The sequence below is a fragment of the Thioclava sp. ES.031 genome (genome assembly GCF_002563775.1).
Classification (GTDB): domain Bacteria; phylum Pseudomonadota; class Alphaproteobacteria; order Rhodobacterales; family Rhodobacteraceae; genus Thioclava.
In genome coordinates this window covers 2,975,501-2,992,927 of sequence record NZ_PDJO01000001.1, presented here as the reverse complement: position 1 = coordinate 2,992,927, position 17,427 = coordinate 2,975,501, and the positions used below count along the sequence as shown (strand labels likewise).

The following is a 17,427-nucleotide window of genomic DNA, read 5'->3' as shown; positions in this document are numbered from 1 at the left end:
GTGACAATCGCGCGCTTCCCCTTGGCGCCCTGCGGCGCTAAGGGCGTTTGCAGGAGGTGCGCCAGATGCGTGTTTTCATAAACGGGTTCGGACGGATCGGTCGCTCGGTGCTGCGCGCCTGGGCGGAGGCGCCTGCACGCTGGCCGGGGCTCGAGATCGTCGGCGTCAACGATATCGAAGCGCCCGAGATGCTGGCCTACCTGTTCGAATATGACAGCGTGTTTGGCCCGTGGCGGGGCACGGTCGCGCTGGAAGAGGGCGCGCTGGTGATCAACGGCACCCGGATCGCGCTGCACCGGGCGGATGATATCTCCACGCTCGATCTGTCGGATGTCGATCTGGTGATGGAATGCACCGGCCGCGCCGACAGCCCGCAGATCGCGGTGCAGGGGATCGCGGGCGGCGCGAGTCGCGTGCTGATCTCGGGGCCTGCGAAAGCGGCCGAGATCACGGTGGTTCTGGGCGCGAATGACGCGGCGCTGAACGGGCAGAAGATCGTCTCCAACGCGAGCTGCACGACGAATGCGCTGGCGCCGCTTGCGCGGCTGATCGATGCGGAATTCGGGATCGTCACCGGCTCGATGACGACGGTGCATTGCTATACCGGCTCGCAGCCCACGGTCGACAAGCCGCGCGGCCCGATGGAGCGCTCGCGCGCGGCCGCGCTGTCGATGGTGCCGACGACGACCTCGGCGGGCAAGCTGATGGAAGAGGTGCTGCCCGATCTCGCCGGTCGCCTGATCGCGCAGGCGGTGCGGGTGCCCACGGCCTCTGTCTCGGCGGTCGATCTGGCGGTGACGGTCGAGCGCCCCGCCACGGTCGAACAGGTCAACGCGGTGCTGCAAGGCGCGGGTGGCGTGATCGGCACGACCGGGAAGCCGCTCGTCTCCACCGATCTGCGCGCGCGCCCCGAGAGCATCGTCATGGCGTTGCCCGAGACGCGGGCGACCCAGCATGGGCTGATCCGGGTCTTCGGCTGGTATGACAATGAGTGGGGCTTCTCCAACCGGATGCTTGATATGGCGCTGCGGATGGGCTGACATGAAAAAGCCCCGCCGGATGGGCGGGGCTTCGTGTCGTGTTCGCTTGGGCGCGGATCAGTTCCGGTTGCCCATGAATTGCAGCAGGAACATGAACAGGTTCAGGAAGTCCAGGTAGAGCTGCAGCGCGCCGATGATGGCGGCTTTGCCCATGAACTCCGAGTCGCTGGCCGCGAGCTGCAGGTAGGTGTTCTTGATGTTCTGCGTGTCGTAAGCCGTGAGGCCCGCGAAGATCAGAACGCCGATCACCGAGATCGCGAAGGCCATCGCCGAGGAGGCGAGGAAGATGTTCACGATCGAGGCGACGATCAGGCCGATCAGACCCATCATCAGGAACGAGCCCATCGCGCTCAGGTTACGCTTCGTGGTGTAGCCGTAAAGCGAAAGACCCGCGAAGGAGATCGCCGTCACGAGGAAGGTCTGCGCGATCGAGATGCCGGTATAGGCGGCGAAGATGAAGCTGATCGACAGCCCCATAAGCGCGGCATAGACGAAGAACACGATCTGCGCCGTGCTGGTCGACATCTTGTTGATCATCGCACCGAAGGCGAAGACGATCGCCAGCGGAGCCAGCATCACAACCCATTTGAGGCCCGAGCCGAAGATCGCGGCAACGAGCGCCGGGTTCGTACCCACACCAAACGCCACGGCCCCGGTCACCAGCATCGCCAGCGACATAAGCCCGTAGACCTTGTTCATATGTGCGCGAAGACCCTCGTCAATCGCAGCCTGACGCGTGCCCGCCTGGGGGGTCCGCATCGTTTCGAAATCAGCCATCAGCACCTCCAACTATATCTTCCGGTCGTCCCTCGGACCGGTTTCGGTACCGATATTGGCAGAGCAGCCCCGAAATTCAAGATTTGGGGCCGCTCGAAAATGCCTCGTTTCGCACTGTTTTCACGTCTTTTGTCTCAGCGGCCCGCGCGCCAGTGATCGGGGGCGTCCCAAATCCGGCGGCGCGCCTCGAATGCGGCCTCGGTCTTGCTCAGCCCGAGATCGTCGAGAAGCCTTGGATCGAGGCGCTCGAGCGCCCGGCGCGAACGGTAGTAGTCGGCCATACGGGCGAGGGTCGAAAAGAAGCCGCGCCGGGCGGGACGGGCAGGGGCGCAGCAGGCGGCGTTGCGCCGGGTCAGGAAGGTCATCGTCTCATCCTCCGTGGCAGATTTTGTGCAAAGAAGGATGGCGCAAGTTTATTGATGATGAAAACGAATGATTGTGCTAATAAGCATCACGAAACGTGATGGATGGGCGGGCATGGCGCAAAACCTCGATATCGCAGCGCTGCGGGCGCTTCTCACGGTCGCCGAGACCGGGTCAGTGACGCAGGCGGCGCGGCTTCTGAACCTGACGCAATCGGCGGTCTCGATGCAGATCCGTCGCTTGGAGGAGGCGCTCGACAAGGGGCTCTTCGACCGGGCGAACCGCAAGATGGCGCTGACCCGTGCGGGGCGCTCGCTGCTGGACCACGCCCGCCGGATTTGTGCCGAGAACGATGCGGCGCTGGCGCGACTGCGCGCGACAGATGCCGAGGTGACCGTGCGCTTCGGTCTGCCCTATGATCTGGTCAGCCCGCAAATGCCGGGCCTGCTGCGCGCGATGGCCGAGCAATGGCCGATGATGCGCCTGCAGCTTGTCTCGCGCCGTTCGTCTGTGCTGCGCCGGATGTTCGATGCGGGGGAGCTGGATATTATCCTGACCACCGAAGACAAGCCCGGACACGAGGCCGAGGTGCTGGCATCCGATGATCTGGTCTGGATCGGCGCGCAGCTCGGGCGGGCCTTTTGCGAGCGCCCGCTGATGCTGTCGATCGAGGAAAGGTGTGCCTTCTATGACGCGGCACTGGAGGCGCTTGAATCGGTCGGGATCGAGGCGAAATCCGCTTTCGAGGGACAATCGGACGAAATGGCAAGCGCAACGGTGGCTGCCGATATGGGCGTCGCGGTGCGTCTGTCGCGATATATCCCGCTGGGCTGTGTGGCCTTGGGGCCCGAGAGCGGCCTGCCAGCGATCGGCCGCTCGCGCATCTGTTTTTATGACACGGGCCGATTGACCGGCGACCCGGTCGACGCGTTTCGCGGCATGCTCCGCGAGGCCTATGCCTGAGCGCCGATCTCGATGACCAGCTTGCCGGTGGAGCGGCGCGCGCGCAGATCCTCCAGTGCGTCCGGGATCTGCTCCATCGGATAGGTCGCGCCGATATGCGGGGTCAGCCCGCCTTGCGCGAACCAGTCGAAGAGCCGCGCCATCGAGCCGGTCAGCACCTGCGGGTCGAGCTTGAGATAGCCGCCCCAGTAAAGCCCATGGATCGCGATGTTCTTCACCAGCGCGTGGTTGAGCGGCAGTTTCGGCTGGCTGCCGCTGGCGAACCCGATCACCAGATAGCGCCCGCCGGGCTTCAGCGCGCGGAACGCCGCTTCGCCCGCCGGGCCGCCGATCGCGTCATAGACCACGTCACAGCCGCCAAGCGCCTTGATGGCCCCCTTGAGGTCGTCGCTCTCGCTGTCGAGCGTCTCATCGGCTCCGGCGTCCCGCGCGATTTGCTGCTTCGCCTCGCCGCGCGCGCAGGCGATTACCCGCGCGCCCATTTTCTTGCCGATCTCGACTGCGGTGAGGCCGACACCGCCAGCCGCGCCCAGCACCACCAGCGTCTCGCCCTCGGCAAGCGCTGCGCGCGTCTCCAGCGCCACATGGCTGGTGCCATAGGCGATCTGGAAGGCCGCAGCCTGCGCGTAGCTCATCGCGTCCGGCATCGGGGTGCAGCGGCTCTCCGGGAAATTGCCCGCCTCTGCCAGCCCGCCTTGGCCCGCAAAGACCGCAACGCGCGTGCCCGGAGCGAGGGTGCAGCCTTCGCCCGCCGCGATGACTTCTCCCGCGAGCTCCATCCCGAGCGTGAAGGGCGGGGTGGGGGTGTCTTGGTATTTCCCCTCGATCATCAGCAGGTCGGCGAAGTTCAGGCCGCAGGCCCGGATGGCCACCTGAACCTCGCCCGGCCCCGGCGCGGGCAGGGGGATTTCGGTCAGCTCGGGGCGTTGCCCGGGGGCGGTCTGAACATAGGCGCGCATCGAATGCTCCGGCAGGTTGTGTCTCAAAGCAGGGTGGCCATCGAAACGGACCCTACGTCGCCCGTGATAGACCGGGCGGCCGATCGGGGCCAGCCCGCATGTCTGAGAGCCCGGCGCGACGTTGCGGCCGCCCCGGCGATCGAGATGACTTGCGAATCAATCCTCTGTGAGAGGGCAGTTAGCGCCACCGGTTTCCCTAGCGGCACCCTAGTCGCCGATTTGCAAATCGCCAAACACGCGGAAGGCGAATAGCGAGTGACCTATCCTTTAGGTTAGGTGTGCTGTGGAAAGCCGCAAAATCCCTGTCTTTTTGGACAGGTTTGCGATTTTACCCGCGCAGGCCACACTCAGCGCACGGTAGTTTACGGGTGAAATTGGCTTAAAGGGGAAAGAGTATGAAGCATCCGGTTGATGTCCACGTGGGCAAGCGGATCCGGCACCGGCGCTGGATGATTGGGATGACCCAACAACAGCTCGCGGATAAGGTTGGGATCAAATTCCAGCAGATTCAGAAATACGAAACCGGGATGAACCGCGTTTCGGCATCTCGGCTCTGGGATATCGCGGATGCGCTCGACGTTCCGATCTCGTTCTTCTTCGAGGGGCTCGCGGAAGACAGCGGGATGCAACCGGAAGTGGCGGGGGATATTCTGTCCGACAAGGAAGCGCTCGCGCTCGTGCGTTCCTACTACGCGATCCCGGAGGCGCAGCGCCGCCGGCTGTTCGAATTGGCCAAGGTTCTGTCCGACGCGGCCTGAGCGCCACGCAGACGAGTTTAGGCGCAACTGGCGACCGAATGTGGGGCGGTCGGCAGCTTGACCCGGAGAAGGGGGGCGGTTACCGCTCCCCTTATCTCATTTCTGGGGGTCGGTTGCGGTGACGGCGCGGCCCGGGGAGGACACCGATGCTTGATCTCGATACCGATACCCGCGCGGCGCTCGCCGCGCTGGCCAATGACCTTGCCGATTGCGCCCGTCGCGAGACCCTGGCGCAGTTCCGGCCCGCGGGCGGGATCAGTGCGGATAACAAGCTCAAAGGTGGTTTCGATCCGGTGACCGAGGCCGACCGCTCCGCCGAGGCCGCGATGCGTGCCCTGATCGCGGAGCGCCGCCCGCAAGACGGCATCTATGGCGAAGAACATGGCGTGACCCGTGGCGAGAGTGGCCTGACCTGGGTGCTCGACCCGATCGACGGCACGCGCGGCTACCTTTCGGGCACGCCGACCTGGGGCGTGTTGATTGCCCTTTGTGCCGAGGAAGCGGATGGTCCCGGCGCGCCGATGATGGGCGTGATCGACCAGCCCTATATCGGAGAGCGTTTCACCGGCGGTTTCGGGCGCGCGACGCTCGAGGGGCCGCATGGCGGGCGCGATCTCGGCGTGCGCTCCGGGCGCGGCCTCGACAGCGCGACGCTTTTCACCACATTCCCCGAAGTCGGCACGCCCGATGAAGGCGCGGCCTTCGCGCGGCTTTCGCAGCAGGTGCGGCTGACGCGCTACGGGATGGATTGCTACGCCTATGCGCTGCTCGCCGCCGGTCAGATCGACCTGGTCGTCGAGGCGGGTCTGCAGCCCTATGACGTCGCGGCTCCCATCGCCGTGATCGAGGCGGCGGGCGGCCTTGTGACCAACTGGCAGGGCGGTCCGGCCCATCGCGGCGGACAGGTGCTTGCTGCCGCGTCGCCCGAGATTCACGCAGCCGCACTCGAAGTGCTGAACGGCTAACGTCTTCTTCTTGATGAAAATATCCCGGGGGGTGAGGCGGGATCAGCGGCCTTCCAGTGGAAGGACGCCCCGCAGAACGCCCGAAGCGGAAGCGCAGGGCAGAAAAGAGCGGGGGCAGCGCCCCCTCCGCGCTCAGTCCTTGCGCTTGCGGAACAGCTTCTCGCGCCCGATCCGGTCCAGCAACTCGCGCGTGGCTTCCGTGCCGAAATGCTGACGATGGGCGAGGTCGGGCAGGCGGTTCGAGATCTCGCGGCCCAGTTCCTCGGGCAGGAGCGAGAGCGTCGCCTCCGAGACCATCAGGCTCTCCACCGGGATACCCTCGGCATAGATGATCTCGTGCCGGTCGAAGACCAGCGCGTAGTAATCCACGAAACCGCCTTCGCGCTGCCAGACATTCTCGCCATCGACGAGGTGCTTGGCCTGCACGAGGATTTCCGACGTGTCGCCCAGCTTGTGCACGCCGCGGCGATAAAGGAACACGCGGTGATGGGGCGAGATCACCAGATCGCCCTCATTGCCCAGAACGCCCGCCGAAATCACGACCGGCGCGAAGGACCCCAGCGCGCGCATCGTCGCCTTTGCCACCAGCTTCACCGGTTGCGGGCCATTGTCGCGGGTCAGCACGCGCGCGCCCGGCGTCAGTTGCTCGATCGGCATCTGCGCGCCGCCCGCCAGTGTGATCATCGTGCCGGTCGTGAAGGCCACGCAGACGAGGTCCGACAGAAGCGCCTCGCCGGGATCTTCGCTGGCTTCCAGCAGCGTGTAATCGAAGCGCGCCGCCATTGGCGAAAGCGGCAGCGCATAAAGCGCGTCCGTTGCGTCGTGCTGGATCATCAGGATGTCGACCGTGTCGCCCTCGGGCGTGATCAGCAGGTGCCGCGCGATCAGCGCGAGCGCATCGCCCGGCGCGCCGATCTCGGAGCCCTGCGCCACGATCGGCGCGGCCCCGTGCTGGGCCAGCACGAGCCGACGCGGCTTGGCGGCGCGATGAAGCTGATAGATGTCGCCGGGTTCGCAGTCTTCGGCAAGACTGAGCGCGTCGCCCTGATTGGCTCCGGAAGTGACCCAGATATCCTCGGCCTCGAAGACGTGAACGATCTGGCTCGGGTTTGACACGCGCTCTCCCTCGCCCTGCCGGGCCGTCTGAAACTGATGGATCGCATCGGCTTACCGCGGGCCGCTCCCGATGGTCAAGCGGCGACAGCGCGCTTGTCCTCCCCCACGCGCAAGCTACTGTCCGAGGCGAAGCTGGTAGGGTGGCGCGCGGCGTTTCGCGCGCGGGGCCCTGCCGGAGCACGCCGGAGAATGACAGCAAAGGAGAGGGCGCGATGGATCTTGGGATCAAGGGCCGCAAGGCGATCGTATGTGCGGGGTCGAAAGGGCTTGGACGGGGCTGCGCGATGGCGCTTGCGCAGGCGGGCGTCGAGATCGTGCTGAACGCGCGCGGCGCTGATGCGCTGGCCGCGACCGCGAATGAGATCATGGCTGCGACTGGCGTGACCGTGACGCCCGTGGCCGCCGACATCACCACGCCCGAGGGGCGCGCGGCGGTGCTGAGCGAAGCGGGCGAGGTCGATATTCTGGTGACCAATGCGGGCGGGCCACCTCCGGGCAACTGGCGCGACTGGTCGCGTGACGATTTCATCGCGGCGCTCGATGCGAACATGCTCGCCCCGATCGCGATGATGCAGGCGGTTCTGCCCGGCATGATCGAGCAGCGCTGGGGGCGGGTGGTCAACATCACCTCGCAATCCGTGCGCGCGCCGATCGCGCAGCTTGGCCTGTCGAACTCTGCGCGCTCGGGCCTGACGGGCTTCGTTGCGGGCACCTCGCGGCAGGTCGCCGAATATGGCGTGAACATCAACAACCTGCTGCCGGGACTGCACGCGACCGACCGCGCGGTATCGCTCGATACCGGGGCGGCGAAGGCGAAGGGCATCTCGGTCGAAGAGGCGAAGGCGCAGCGCGAGGCGACGATCCCGGCAGGCCGCTACGGCACGCCCGAGGAATTCGGGGCGACCTGCGCTTTCATGTGTTCGGTTCATGCTGGGTTCATGGTCGGGCAGAACGTGATGCTAGATGGCGGGCTGAACAACATCTCGATCTAAGCCGGGTCTGCCGGACTTGCCGGGCCCACCGGGCTTGCTTGGGGGGCGGGGGGCTGTTATCTCCCGCCCTGCATTGCCTGACACTTTCGGTCGAGATTTCGCTGTATGAGCGCACAATTACCCCCTCCGCGCCTCGAAGTTCGCGCGCTTGGCCGCGTGTTCGACGGGCGGGCCGTCGTCGATGACGTGTCCTTCGCGATCCCTGCGGGGCAGGTGACCTGTCTGCTGGGGCCATCGGGCTGCGGCAAGTCGACGACGCTGCGGCTGATCGCGGGCGTCGACATGCAGGATACGGGCGAGATCTACGTCGATGGCAAGCTGATCTGCGACACGGTGTTCCGCATCCCGCCCGAGCAACGCGCGATCGGGCTGATGTTTCAGGACTTTGCGCTGTTTCCGCATCTGACGGTGGCCGAGAATATCGCCTTCGGCCTCAAGGGCGATGCGGCTGCGAAGCGCGCCCGCGTGACGGAATTGCTCGAGAAGGTGCGGCTCACGCGGCATCGCGACAGCTATCCGCATGGGCTTTCGGGCGGCGAGCAGCAGCGCGTAGCGCTGGCGCGCGCGTTGGCGCCACGACCGCGTATCCTCTTGATGGACGAGCCTTTCTCGGGACTGGACGAGCGCCTGCGCGACGATATCCGCGACGAGACGCTGGCGCTTCTGAAAGAGGAAAACACGGCCGTTCTGCTGGTCACGCATGAGCCGCATGAGGCGATGCGGATGGCCGATGAGATTCTGCTGATGCGCGGCGGGAAGATCGTGCAGCGCGGCGCCCCTTATAACCTTTACAACGCGCCGGTGGACCGCGCGGCGGCGGCGTTCTTCTCGGATGTGAACGTGCTCAAGGGGCAGGTGCAGGACGCGCTGACCGTGACGCCCTTCGGCGATTTCCTGACGCCGGGCCATGCGGACGGGACCGAGATCGACATCGTGATCCGCCCGCAGCATCTGAAGATCGATTTCGACCGGGCAGGGCGCGGCCCGGCCCCGACGCCGCAGGACGGAACGCCCGCGCGTGGCGTCGTCGAACGCGCGCGCTTCTTGGGCCGCGAGAGCCTCGTCGAGTTTCGGATGGATTTCGACGGCACGATCCTGCGCGCCAGCGTCCCCAATGTCTTCCTGCCGAAGCCCGGCACGCCGATGTGGTTGATGATCCGCCGCGACCGCTGCTTCGTTTTCCCGGCGAAAGAGGCCGGCGCTTAAGCGCTCAGCGGTCCTGCCGCCCCGCGCGTCCGCCCCGGCGTTTGCGCAACTGCGGCGCGCGCTCTGGCAGCTCCGCCATCACTTCGCGGCGCGCTTCGGGCGTCATCCGCGACCATGCGCCGATTTCTTCCATCGTGCGGTAGCAGCCGATGCAGATCCGCGCCTCGGGGTGGATCTGGCAGAGCTTGACGCAGGGGCTCTCGATCTCGGCGCGTTTCCAGATGCCGTCGCTGTCGGAAGGATTGTTCATGCCGCCCCCAGATAGCGCAGCCGATCCAGCGCGCCTTGCAGGATGAAGCTGGCCGCGACGTGGTCGATCGCCTCGGCGCGTTTGGCGCGCGACATGTCGGCCTCCAGCATCGCGCGTTCGGCGGCGACCGTGCTCAGCCGCTCGTCCCAATAGCCGATCGGCAGATCGGTGAGGCGGGTGAGGTTGCGGGCGAAGGCACGGGTCGATTGGCAGCGCGCGCCCTCGGTCCCGTCCATGTTCTTCGGCAGGCCGAGGATCAGGCCCTTCAGCTCGCGCTCCGCCACGATCTTCAGAAGCGCCTCGGCATCGACGCCGAATTTCTTGCGTTTGATCGTCGAGAGCGGCGTCGCGACCGAGCGCAGCCCGTCGGACACCGCGACGCCGATGGTCTTGGTGCCCAGATCGAGCCCCGCGACCCCGCCCATGCGGGGGATCGCTTCGGCGAACTCTTCGATCGTCTCGCAGATCATTCCGCCACACCTGCCGATTTCGCCGCCGCCTCGACCTGAGCCAGCGCGTCCGGGTTGTCGGCCAGCGCCTGCTGCGCCTCGCCCCAGGCTTCCTTGGCGCGGTCCGTTTGACCCAGTGTCGCGAGCGACGAGATCACGCGGGCCCATTCCTGCGGCGTGCCGCCGTCGGTGGTCAGCCGGTCAAAGAGACCGTCGACCATGCCCTGGATCATCTGCTGGCGCTCCTCGGGCGTCATGGACTGCGCGTCCTTCATCTGCTGGGCGCTCGGGCCCGGCAGGGCGGGTGCCGCTTGCGGTGCGCTTTGCCCCGCCGGGGCGCCGCCCATGTCCTTGAGCGCCTGACCTGCCGGGGCCTGATGGGCCGCGTCGATCTTCGCCATGTCTTCCGGGCGCGAGCCGAATTTGCCCTTCGCTTCGCCATAGATCGCATCGGCGCGGTCGACCTCGCCGATCATGCGCAGCGACGAAATCAGACGTGCCCAATCATCCGCGCTGCCGCCTTCCTGCGCGAGCCGGTCGTTCAGCCGCTCCACCATCGAACGGATCATGTCCTGACGGGCCTCGGGCGACATATCCGCCGCCGCCGCGACATCGGCCTGCGACGGGCCGGGGGCGCCGCGCGGTCTGGGCGGGGTGTAGTCTTTCTCGCCCGCGAGCCAGGCCAGCTCGTTGATGCCCTGCCGCATCATCGGCACCCAAGGGTCGCTATTCTCCGAGTTGCGCAACGCGCTATCCCAGAAACGGAACGCCCGGTCGGCACGCCCGTTCTGCAGCATCATCAGGCCGACATAATAGAGCGACAGCCCGTTCTTCGGATCCATCTTCAGCGCGGTCGCGAAGACTTTCTCCGCCTCGGGCGTGATCATCCCGCCTGCGGCAACGGCCATCATGTCTCCCAGCTCGGCGTAATCCTGCGCCGTCGCGGAATCGCCCTTGATCGCGACGAGACGCTGTTGCGCCTTCCACGCGGCATCGAAGTTGCCCAGAGTTGCCTCGTTGCGCGCCAGCAGTTCGAGACCTTTCGGATCGTTGGGCTTTTTCGCCACCGCTTCGCGCAGCTTCTTCATCAGCGCGAGGAATTGCGGATCGGGATTGGACGAGGGGGTCGCACGCGTTTTCGCGACCTTCTCGGCCTCGGCCTGCGAGGGGCGGCTGTCATAGAGCTTGTCGGCATCTGCAAGGCGCACGCCGATTGGCTGGTCCTCATACCCGCCCTGACCGATGTAATCGTAAAGCGCGAATGCCCCGCCGAAAATCACCACACCGCCAAGCACGACTGCGATGGTCGCCCCTTTCGGCGCACGGCCCAGATCGGAGCCCGCCTGCGCCTTGCGGTCGGCCTCGAGCATCCGGCGCGAAATTTCCAGCTTCGCGCGGTCGGCTTCCTCGCGAGAGGTGACGCCGCGTTCGACGTCGCGCTCCAGATCGCGCAGCTGGTCACGATAGACCTGCACATCGTAAGCGGCGGCGGGGGCCATCTCGTCCTCGCCGCGCCCGCGCAACAGCGCGAGGGCGAACAAAAGCGCGATGACCGCGACGAGCGCGGCGGCGATAATCCAGAACAGCATGGCGTCTCCTCATCCTTCGTTCCCCATTTAGGCGAGATGAGGCCGCGCCGAAAGGGTCTAGCGCGTGAATGGAACCCGATGTCGCAGGCCCATGTCGCTTTTTTCCCTGCGATGCCGCAACAGGGGGGCTTTCGTCCGCCGCCCCGGTCCATCACAAAGGCGATAGAGTCGAGACTGCTCGGAGGCGCGCTCATGAAACGCTATTCGATGTTTGCCGTTGCGCGTGAGGCGATGCGCTTCCATCGCGGTTGGGAGCGAGCCTGGCGCTCGCCCGAGCCGAAGAAACGCTACAAGGTCATCGTCGTAGGGGCGGGCGGGCATGGCCTCGCCACCGCCTATTACCTCGGCAAGGTGCATGGCATCACCGATGTCGCGGTGATCGAGAAAGGCTGGCTGGGCGGCGGCAATACGGGCCGCAACACCACGATCATCCGCTCGAACTACCTGCAGGATCCCTCGGCCGCGATCTACGAGAAGGCGCGCGCGCTTTACGAGGATCTTAGCCAGGACCTGAACTACAACGTGATGTTCTCGCCGCGCGGCCTGCTGATGCTGGGCCAGACCGAGCACGAGGTGCGCGGCTACAAGCGCACTGTTCACGCCAACCGCCTGCAAGGGATCGACACCGAATGGATTGGGCCTCAGCAGGTCAAGGAACTGGTGCCGATCATCAATATCGACGGGCCGCGCTACCCGGTGCTGGGCGCGCTGCTGCAAAAACGCGGCGGCACGGCGCGGCACGATGCGGTGGCCTGGGGCTATGCGCGGGCCTGTTCCGATATGGGCATGGACATCATCCAGAAATGCGAAGTGACCGGCGTGCGCACCGAGGGCGGCAAGGTGCAGGGTATCTCGACCAGCAAGGGCGAGATCGACTGCGAACAGCTCGCCATCGTCGTCGCGGGGCACTCCTCGGTCATGGCCGAAATGGCGGGCTTCCGTCTGCCGATCGAGAGCGTGGCGCTGCAGGCCTGGGTCTCCGAGCCGATCAAACCCTGCATGGACGTGGTCGTGATGGCCAACACCGTGCACGGCTACATGTCGCAATCCGACAAGGGCGAGATGGTGATCGGCGGCGGCACGGACGGGTTCAACAACTACACCCAACGCGGCTCGTGGCACCATGTCGAGGAAACCACCCGGGCGCTGGTCGAGACCTTCCCGATCATCTCGCGCCTCAAGATGCTGCGCCAATGGGGCGGCATCGTGGACATGACCGGCGACCGCTCGCCCATCCTGTCGAAAACGCCGGTCGAGGGCATCTTCGTCAATTGCGGCTGGGGCACGGGCGGGTTCAAGGCGATCCCGGGCTCGGGCTATGGCATGGCCGAGCTGATCGCACGCGGCCACTCGCCGCTGACCGACCAATTCGGGCTCGACCGTTTCAAGGAAGGCCGCTTCATCGACGAAAGCGTTGCCGCAGGGGTGGCGCACTGATGAAGACGACCTCCCTTTCGACCTGCTGCAAATCCCTCCCGGCGCTCTCCAACTGCGAGGTGCATCCCAAATGCTGACCCTCACCTGTCCCTGCTGCGGCGTCACCGCCGAGGAAACCGAATTCGCCCCGGGCGGCGAGGCGCATCTCAAGCGCTTCGGCCCGGGCTCGTCGGATGACGAGTTCGAGGGCTACCTGTTCGCCCGCAAGAACCCGAAAGGCGTCCATTTCGAACGCTGGCGGCATGCCTATGGCTGCGGCAAGTGGTTCCTGGCTGCGCGCGACACCAACACGCTCGAGGTTTTCACCACCTACAAGGCGCAGACCACCGAGCCCCCCGCCGATGTGATCGCGAAGATCAAAGCGAAACGCCCCGACTGGGAGGGCTATAAATGAGCACGCGTCTTTCCAAGGGTGGTCGTCTGATCGACCGCGCGAAACCGCTCGCCTTCACCTTCAACGGCAAGCCGATGCGCGGCTTTGCGGGCGATACGCTGGCCTCGGCGCTCTTGGGCGGCGGTCAGGTCATGGTGGGCCGGTCGTTCAAGTATCACCGCCCGCGCGGCATCGTGGCGTCTGGCGCGGAAGAGCCGAACGCGCTCGTCGGTCTGGGCCGTAACGCGCGGTTCGAGCCCGATCAACGCACCACCACGACCGAGCTGTTCGAGGGGGCCGAGACCACCAGCCAGAACCACTGGCCGTCGCTCGACTTCGATATCGGCGAGATCAACAACACTTTCTACAAATTCCTGCCCGCGGGTTTCTACTACAAGACCTTCATGGCGCCGCGGGCTGCGTGGAAGCATCTGTTCGAGCCGATCATCCGCAAGTCCGCAGGTCTTGGCGGCGTGCCGAAAGAGGCCGACCCCGATCGCTACGAACAGGTCTACGCCCATTGCGACGTGCTCGTCGTGGGCGGCGGTGTGGCGGGCCTTGCCGCAGCGCTGAAAGAGGGCCGCGCGGGCAAGCGAGTCTGGCTGATCGAGCAGACCCCGAACTGGGGCGGGCGTACGCCGGTCGATGGCGGTCAGATCGACGGTCACGACGCGCAGAACTGGATCGACAGCGCGCTGGTCGAGCTGTCCTCGATGGAGAATGTCACGATGCGCACCCGCCTGATGGCGGCGGGTCTGCACGATCATGGCTATGTCATCGGCTACGAGAACCTCGCCGACACCACCCCCGGCGATGGCCGTCCGCGCCACCGTCTCTGGCGCATCCGTGCGGGCCACACGATCACCGCGACCGGCGCGATCGAACGTCCCCTTGCCTTCGCTGGCAACGACGTGCCCGGCGTGATGCTGGCCTCGGCGGTGCGCGATTACATCGTGAACTGGGCGGTTTCGCCCGGCGATCGCACGGTGCTCGTGACCAACAATGACGACGCCTATCGCACGGCGCTCGCGATCCTCGATGCGGGGCTGACGGTCTCGGCCGTGGTCGATGCGCGCGAGGAAACCCATGGCGCGCTGCCCGAAGCCGTGAAGGCGCGCGGCGTGCGCGTGCTCGAAGGGCGCGGCATCGCGAAAGTGCTGGGCCGCAAGGGCGTCTCCGGCGTCGAGATCTGCGCACAGGCGGGCGAGGGCGGTGCGGTCGAGATGATCGACTGCGATTGCGTCGCGATGTCGGGCGGCTGGTCGCCGGTCGTGCACCTGTGGTCCCATTGCGGCGGCAAGCTGACCTGGGACGATGCGCGCGCGATGTTCCGTCCCGATCCCAACCGTCCGCCGACCGGCGCGGATGGGACCGGCATGGCGACGGTCGTGGGGGCCGCCAATGGCGATCTGACGCTCTCCGAAGCGATGGGCGGTCTGGGCATCGGCGCAGCTTCCGAGGAAGAAGCGCCGCTCGCCCCCGTCTGGATGATGCCCGCGGGCGCGCCCGACGCGCTGCGCTTCAAGAGCTTCCTCGACTACCAGAACGACGTGAAGGTCTCCGACGTGCAACTCGCCGCCCGCGAGGGCTACGAGTCGGTGGAACACACCAAACGCTACACCACGCTCGGCATGGCGACCGATCAGGGGAAACTGAGCAATATCAACGGGCTCGCGATCCTCTCGGACGCGCTTGGTCAACCGATCCCGGCCACGGGTACGACCACCTTCCGCCCGCCCTACACGCCGATCTCGCTCGGCGCTGTGACGGCGGAGGCCAAAGGCGAGCTGTTCCAGCCGCTGCGCCGCACCCCGATCCAGTCCTGGCACGAGGCCAAGGGCGCGCATTGGGAGCCGGTCGGCCATTGGCGTCGCCCCTATTGCTACCCGAAATCGGGCGAGAGCCATCGCGACGCGGTCAATCGCGAGATCACCAATACCCGCAAGAATGTGGGCATGCTCGACGCCTCGACGCTGGGCAAGATCGTGGTGAAAGGGCCCGATGCGGGGAAATTCCTCGACATGCTCTACACCAACATGATGTCGACCCTGCCGGTGGGCAAATGCCGCTACGGGCTGATGTGCAACGAGAACGGCTTCCTGATGGATGACGGCGTCGTGGCGCGGCTCGACGAGGATACATGGCTGTGCCACACGACCTCGGGCGGGGCCGATCACATCCACGGCTGGATGGAAGACTGGCTGCAATGCGAGTGGTGGGACTGGAAGGTCTATACCGCGAACCTGACCGAGCAATACGCCCAGATCGCCGTCGTCGGTCCGAAATCGCGCGAGCTGCTGGAGCGTTTGGGCGGCATGGACCTCTCGAAAGACGCGCTGCCCTTCATGAAATGGACCGAGGGCAAGCTGGGTGCTTTCGACGCGCGCATCTTCCGCATCTCCTTCTCGGGCGAGCTGAGCTACGAGATCGCGGTGCCCGCGAGCCAGGGCCTCGCGCTGTGGAAGGCGCTCATGGCCGAGGGCGAGGCGCTTGGCGTGATGCCCTACGGCACCGAGGCGCTGCATGTGATGCGCGCCGAGAAGGGCTTCATCATGATCGGCGACGAGACCGACGGCACGGTGATCCCGCAGGATCTGGGGCTGAACTGGGCGCTCTCGAAGAAGAAGACCGACTATCTGGGCAAGCGCGCGCAAGAGCGCAGCCACATGACCGACCCGAACCGCTGGAAGCTGGTCGGCCTCGAGACGCTCGACGGATCGGTGATCCCCGATGGCAGCCACGCGCCCGCCGATGGGTTCAACGCCAACGGCCAGCGCAACACGCAAGGCCGCGTCACCTCGACCTATTACTCGCCGACGATCGGCAAGGGGATCGCGATGGGGCTGGTGCTGAACGGGCCCGACCGGATGGGCGAGGTGATCGAGTTCACCGGCGAAGGCGAGGAAATGGTCAAGGCGCGGATCGTCGATCCGGTCTTCTACGACAAGGACGGGGAGAAGCAGAATGTCTGAGGCCGTCAGCGCCCTTTCGGGCCAGACCCACGAAGGTTTCGTCACCGTGTCCGAGGCCGGGCTGGTGGGCATGATCTCGATCCGCTCCGATCTATCGGCCAAGGGGCTCGCCAAGGCGCTCAAAGCCGAGGGGCTGCCCGTCCCCGGCCCGCGCCGGATCGAGACCGCAAACGGGCGCTCCATCGCGTGGATGAGCCCCGATGAGCTGTTGCTGATCTGCGCTCATGACGAGGCGTCCGCGCTGACCGACCGGCTGGCCAAGGCGCTTGCCGGGGATCACGCGCTGGTCGTCAACGTCTCCGACGCCCGCGCGATGTTCACCATCCGCGGCCCTAAGGCGGATCAGGTGGTGATGAAGCTCTCGCCCGCCGATATCGCGACCCTGCCCGCAGGCGAGATCCGCCGCTCCCGCACGGCGCAGGTCGCGGCCGCGTTCTGGCGGTCGGACGAGGATGCTCTCTCGCTTGTGTCTTTCCGCTCAGTTGCCGGCTATGTTATGGGATTGCTTGAAGTTTCCGCCCGCGAGGGCAGCGATCTATTTTAATCTCAGGCCAGTGGTTTCGTATGATGCGGGCGGTGCTGCGCCCGTGTCATTTTTCGAGGCCACATGCTCCGTTTCTTCTCTCTTTCTCTTTGCGCAATCTGTCTTAGCGGCCCGGTTCTGGCCCAGAATACGCAGCTAAAACTGCCGGGCGGCACGGAGCTGGTCGACTGCCTGTTCAACACAGGCCACTTGTCGACTTCGACGCCGCACCACCTCGACCTGTTTCGTGAGCCCGGGCAGGATTGGCAGGTCTTCGATCAGTTCCTCAACTATTACCACCTGAAGCCGCAGTCGGTTCAGGTCATGGTCGACAATCCGAAGCGCACGACCTTCGGTTGGACGGTCAAGAGGCTCGAGTCGAAGGTGAACCATTACGCACCGCGGATCGAATTTCGCGTGACCCTCCTCAAGTCCAATCGCCAGGCGTCGATTTCGATGCGCCCGCAGGGGTATCGGGTCGAAACGGCCTGGGGCTCCTGCAAGCCGGTTCAGACGATCCAGGCCGGGGCAGGGGGCGCCGCCTCTTCGCAGCCGAATTGCGACAAGAGATCGTAAAAAGAGGGGGGCACCTCCTTCGCCATCTGCAAGACGTGCAGCCGGTTGTCGGTGGCGCATCACGCAAATGACGACGTCTCAAGACCGGACACGCGCGGAGACCTGTTGCGCCGCCGCGA

At 65.8% G+C, this 17,427-nt stretch carries 18 protein-coding genes; 11 read left to right on the top strand and 7 right to left on the bottom strand.

Going from position 1 to position 17,427, the window contains the following annotated elements; all coding sequences use genetic code 11:
• Nucleotides 1-65 precede the first annotated feature (65 nt).
• Complete coding sequence (locus tag AXZ77_RS14310; protein WP_098411665.1) at nt 66-1,040, top strand: type I glyceraldehyde-3-phosphate dehydrogenase; 975 nt, start codon at nt 66-68, stop codon at nt 1,038-1,040.
• Between the two features lie 57 nt (nt 1,041-1,097).
• Here the strand turns inward: AXZ77_RS14310 and AXZ77_RS14305 are convergent, their stop codons facing one another.
• Entirely contained in the window at nt 1,098-1,817 is a 720-nt protein-coding gene (locus AXZ77_RS14305) for a Bax inhibitor-1/YccA family protein (protein WP_078541880.1), read from the bottom strand.
• Nucleotides 1,818-1,951: 134 nt separating this feature from the next.
• The gene (locus AXZ77_RS14300; protein ID WP_098411664.1) at nt 1,952-2,182 is read right to left on the bottom strand and encodes a DUF1127 domain-containing protein; all 231 of its coding nucleotides are present in this window, start codon (nt 2,180-2,182) and stop codon (nt 1,952-1,954) included.
• 112 nt (nt 2,183-2,294) lie between these two features.
• Between AXZ77_RS14300 and AXZ77_RS14295 the strand changes: the two genes are divergently transcribed.
• Nucleotides 2,295-3,143 (top strand): LysR family transcriptional regulator, encoded by an 849-nt coding sequence (locus tag AXZ77_RS14295; protein WP_176536048.1) that lies wholly within the window; start codon nt 2,295-2,297, stop codon nt 3,141-3,143.
• On the opposite strand, the gene AXZ77_RS14290 is transcribed toward AXZ77_RS14295, so the two are convergent.
• The gene (locus AXZ77_RS14290) at nt 3,134-4,102 is read right to left on the bottom strand and encodes an NADPH:quinone oxidoreductase family protein (protein WP_078520295.1); all 969 of its coding nucleotides are present in this window, start codon (nt 4,100-4,102) and stop codon (nt 3,134-3,136) included. The two genes, AXZ77_RS14295 and AXZ77_RS14290, sit on opposite strands and share 10 nt — an antisense overlap.
• A gap of 395 nt (nt 4,103-4,497) precedes the next feature.
• Here AXZ77_RS14290 and AXZ77_RS14280 point away from each other — a divergent pair, with 395 nt between their 5' ends.
• Together AXZ77_RS14280 and AXZ77_RS14275 are read left to right on the top strand one after the other, a co-directional pair.
• A complete protein-coding gene (locus AXZ77_RS14280) occupies nt 4,498-4,860 on the top strand; it encodes a helix-turn-helix domain-containing protein (RefSeq protein WP_098411661.1) in 363 nt (120 codons plus the stop codon).
• Nucleotides 4,861-5,006: 146 nt separating this feature from the next.
• Entirely contained in the window at nt 5,007-5,825 is an 819-nt protein-coding gene (locus AXZ77_RS14275) for an inositol monophosphatase family protein (RefSeq protein WP_098411660.1), read from the top strand.
• A gap of 132 nt (nt 5,826-5,957) precedes the next feature.
• Here AXZ77_RS14275 and AXZ77_RS14270 read toward each other — a convergent pair whose 3' ends face one another.
• The gene (locus tag AXZ77_RS14270) at nt 5,958-6,941 is read right to left on the bottom strand and encodes a Hint domain-containing protein (RefSeq protein ID WP_098411659.1); all 984 of its coding nucleotides are present in this window, start codon (nt 6,939-6,941) and stop codon (nt 5,958-5,960) included.
• A 212-nt stretch (nt 6,942-7,153) separates the two neighbouring features.
• Between AXZ77_RS14270 and AXZ77_RS14265 the strand changes: the two genes are divergently transcribed.
• Complete coding sequence (locus AXZ77_RS14265; protein WP_098411658.1) at nt 7,154-7,933, top strand: SDR family oxidoreductase; 780 nt, start codon at nt 7,154-7,156, stop codon at nt 7,931-7,933.
• A 105-nt stretch (nt 7,934-8,038) separates the two neighbouring features.
• On the top strand, nt 8,039-9,139 hold the full coding sequence (locus AXZ77_RS14260) for an ABC transporter ATP-binding protein (RefSeq protein WP_098411657.1): 1,101 nt from the start codon (nt 8,039-8,041) through the stop codon (nt 9,137-9,139).
• 4 nt (nt 9,140-9,143) lie between these two features.
• On the opposite strand, the gene AXZ77_RS14255 is transcribed toward AXZ77_RS14260, so the two are convergent.
• From AXZ77_RS14255 to ccmI, 3 genes are read right to left on the bottom strand one after another with little or no spacing between them, the layout of a single operon-like run.
• On the bottom strand, nt 9,144-9,389 hold the full coding sequence (locus tag AXZ77_RS14255; RefSeq protein ID WP_078520289.1) for a DUF1289 domain-containing protein: 246 nt from the start codon (nt 9,387-9,389) through the stop codon (nt 9,144-9,146).
• Entirely contained in the window at nt 9,386-9,859 is a 474-nt protein-coding gene (gene ruvX / locus AXZ77_RS14250) for a Holliday junction resolvase RuvX (protein WP_098411656.1), read from the bottom strand. Before ruvX ends, AXZ77_RS14255 begins: the two co-directional genes overlap by 4 nt.
• A complete protein-coding gene (gene ccmI, locus AXZ77_RS14245; RefSeq protein WP_098411655.1) occupies nt 9,856-11,427 on the bottom strand; it encodes a c-type cytochrome biogenesis protein CcmI in 1,572 nt (523 codons plus the stop codon). Before ccmI ends, ruvX begins: the two co-directional genes overlap by 4 nt.
• Nucleotides 11,428-11,619: 192 nt before the next feature.
• Here ccmI and AXZ77_RS14240 point away from each other — a divergent pair, with 192 nt between their 5' ends.
• From AXZ77_RS14240 to AXZ77_RS14220, 5 genes are all read left to right on the top strand, one after another.
• Nucleotides 11,620-12,864, top strand: coding sequence for a sarcosine oxidase subunit beta family protein (locus AXZ77_RS14240; protein WP_098411654.1), 1,245 nt, complete (start codon nt 11,620-11,622; stop codon nt 12,862-12,864).
• Between the two features lie 70 nt (nt 12,865-12,934).
• Complete coding sequence (locus AXZ77_RS14235) at nt 12,935-13,258, top strand: sarcosine oxidase subunit delta (protein ID WP_098411653.1); 324 nt, start codon at nt 12,935-12,937, stop codon at nt 13,256-13,258.
• Nucleotides 13,255-16,209: a sarcosine oxidase subunit alpha family protein gene (locus tag AXZ77_RS14230; protein ID WP_098411652.1), complete on the top strand. Its 2,955-nt coding sequence runs from the start codon at nt 13,255-13,257 to the stop codon at nt 16,207-16,209. The genes AXZ77_RS14235 and AXZ77_RS14230 overlap by 4 nt, the downstream gene beginning before the upstream one ends.
• Nucleotides 16,202-16,753, top strand: a complete 552-nt coding sequence (locus AXZ77_RS14225; protein WP_098411651.1) for a sarcosine oxidase subunit gamma — start codon at nt 16,202-16,204, stop codon at nt 16,751-16,753. The genes AXZ77_RS14230 and AXZ77_RS14225 overlap by 8 nt, the downstream gene beginning before the upstream one ends.
• Before the next feature lie 63 nt (nt 16,754-16,816).
• The gene (locus AXZ77_RS14220) at nt 16,817-17,308 is read left to right on the top strand and encodes a hypothetical protein (protein WP_098411650.1); all 492 of its coding nucleotides are present in this window, start codon (nt 16,817-16,819) and stop codon (nt 17,306-17,308) included.
• Nucleotides 17,309-17,427: the final 119 nt, after the last annotated feature.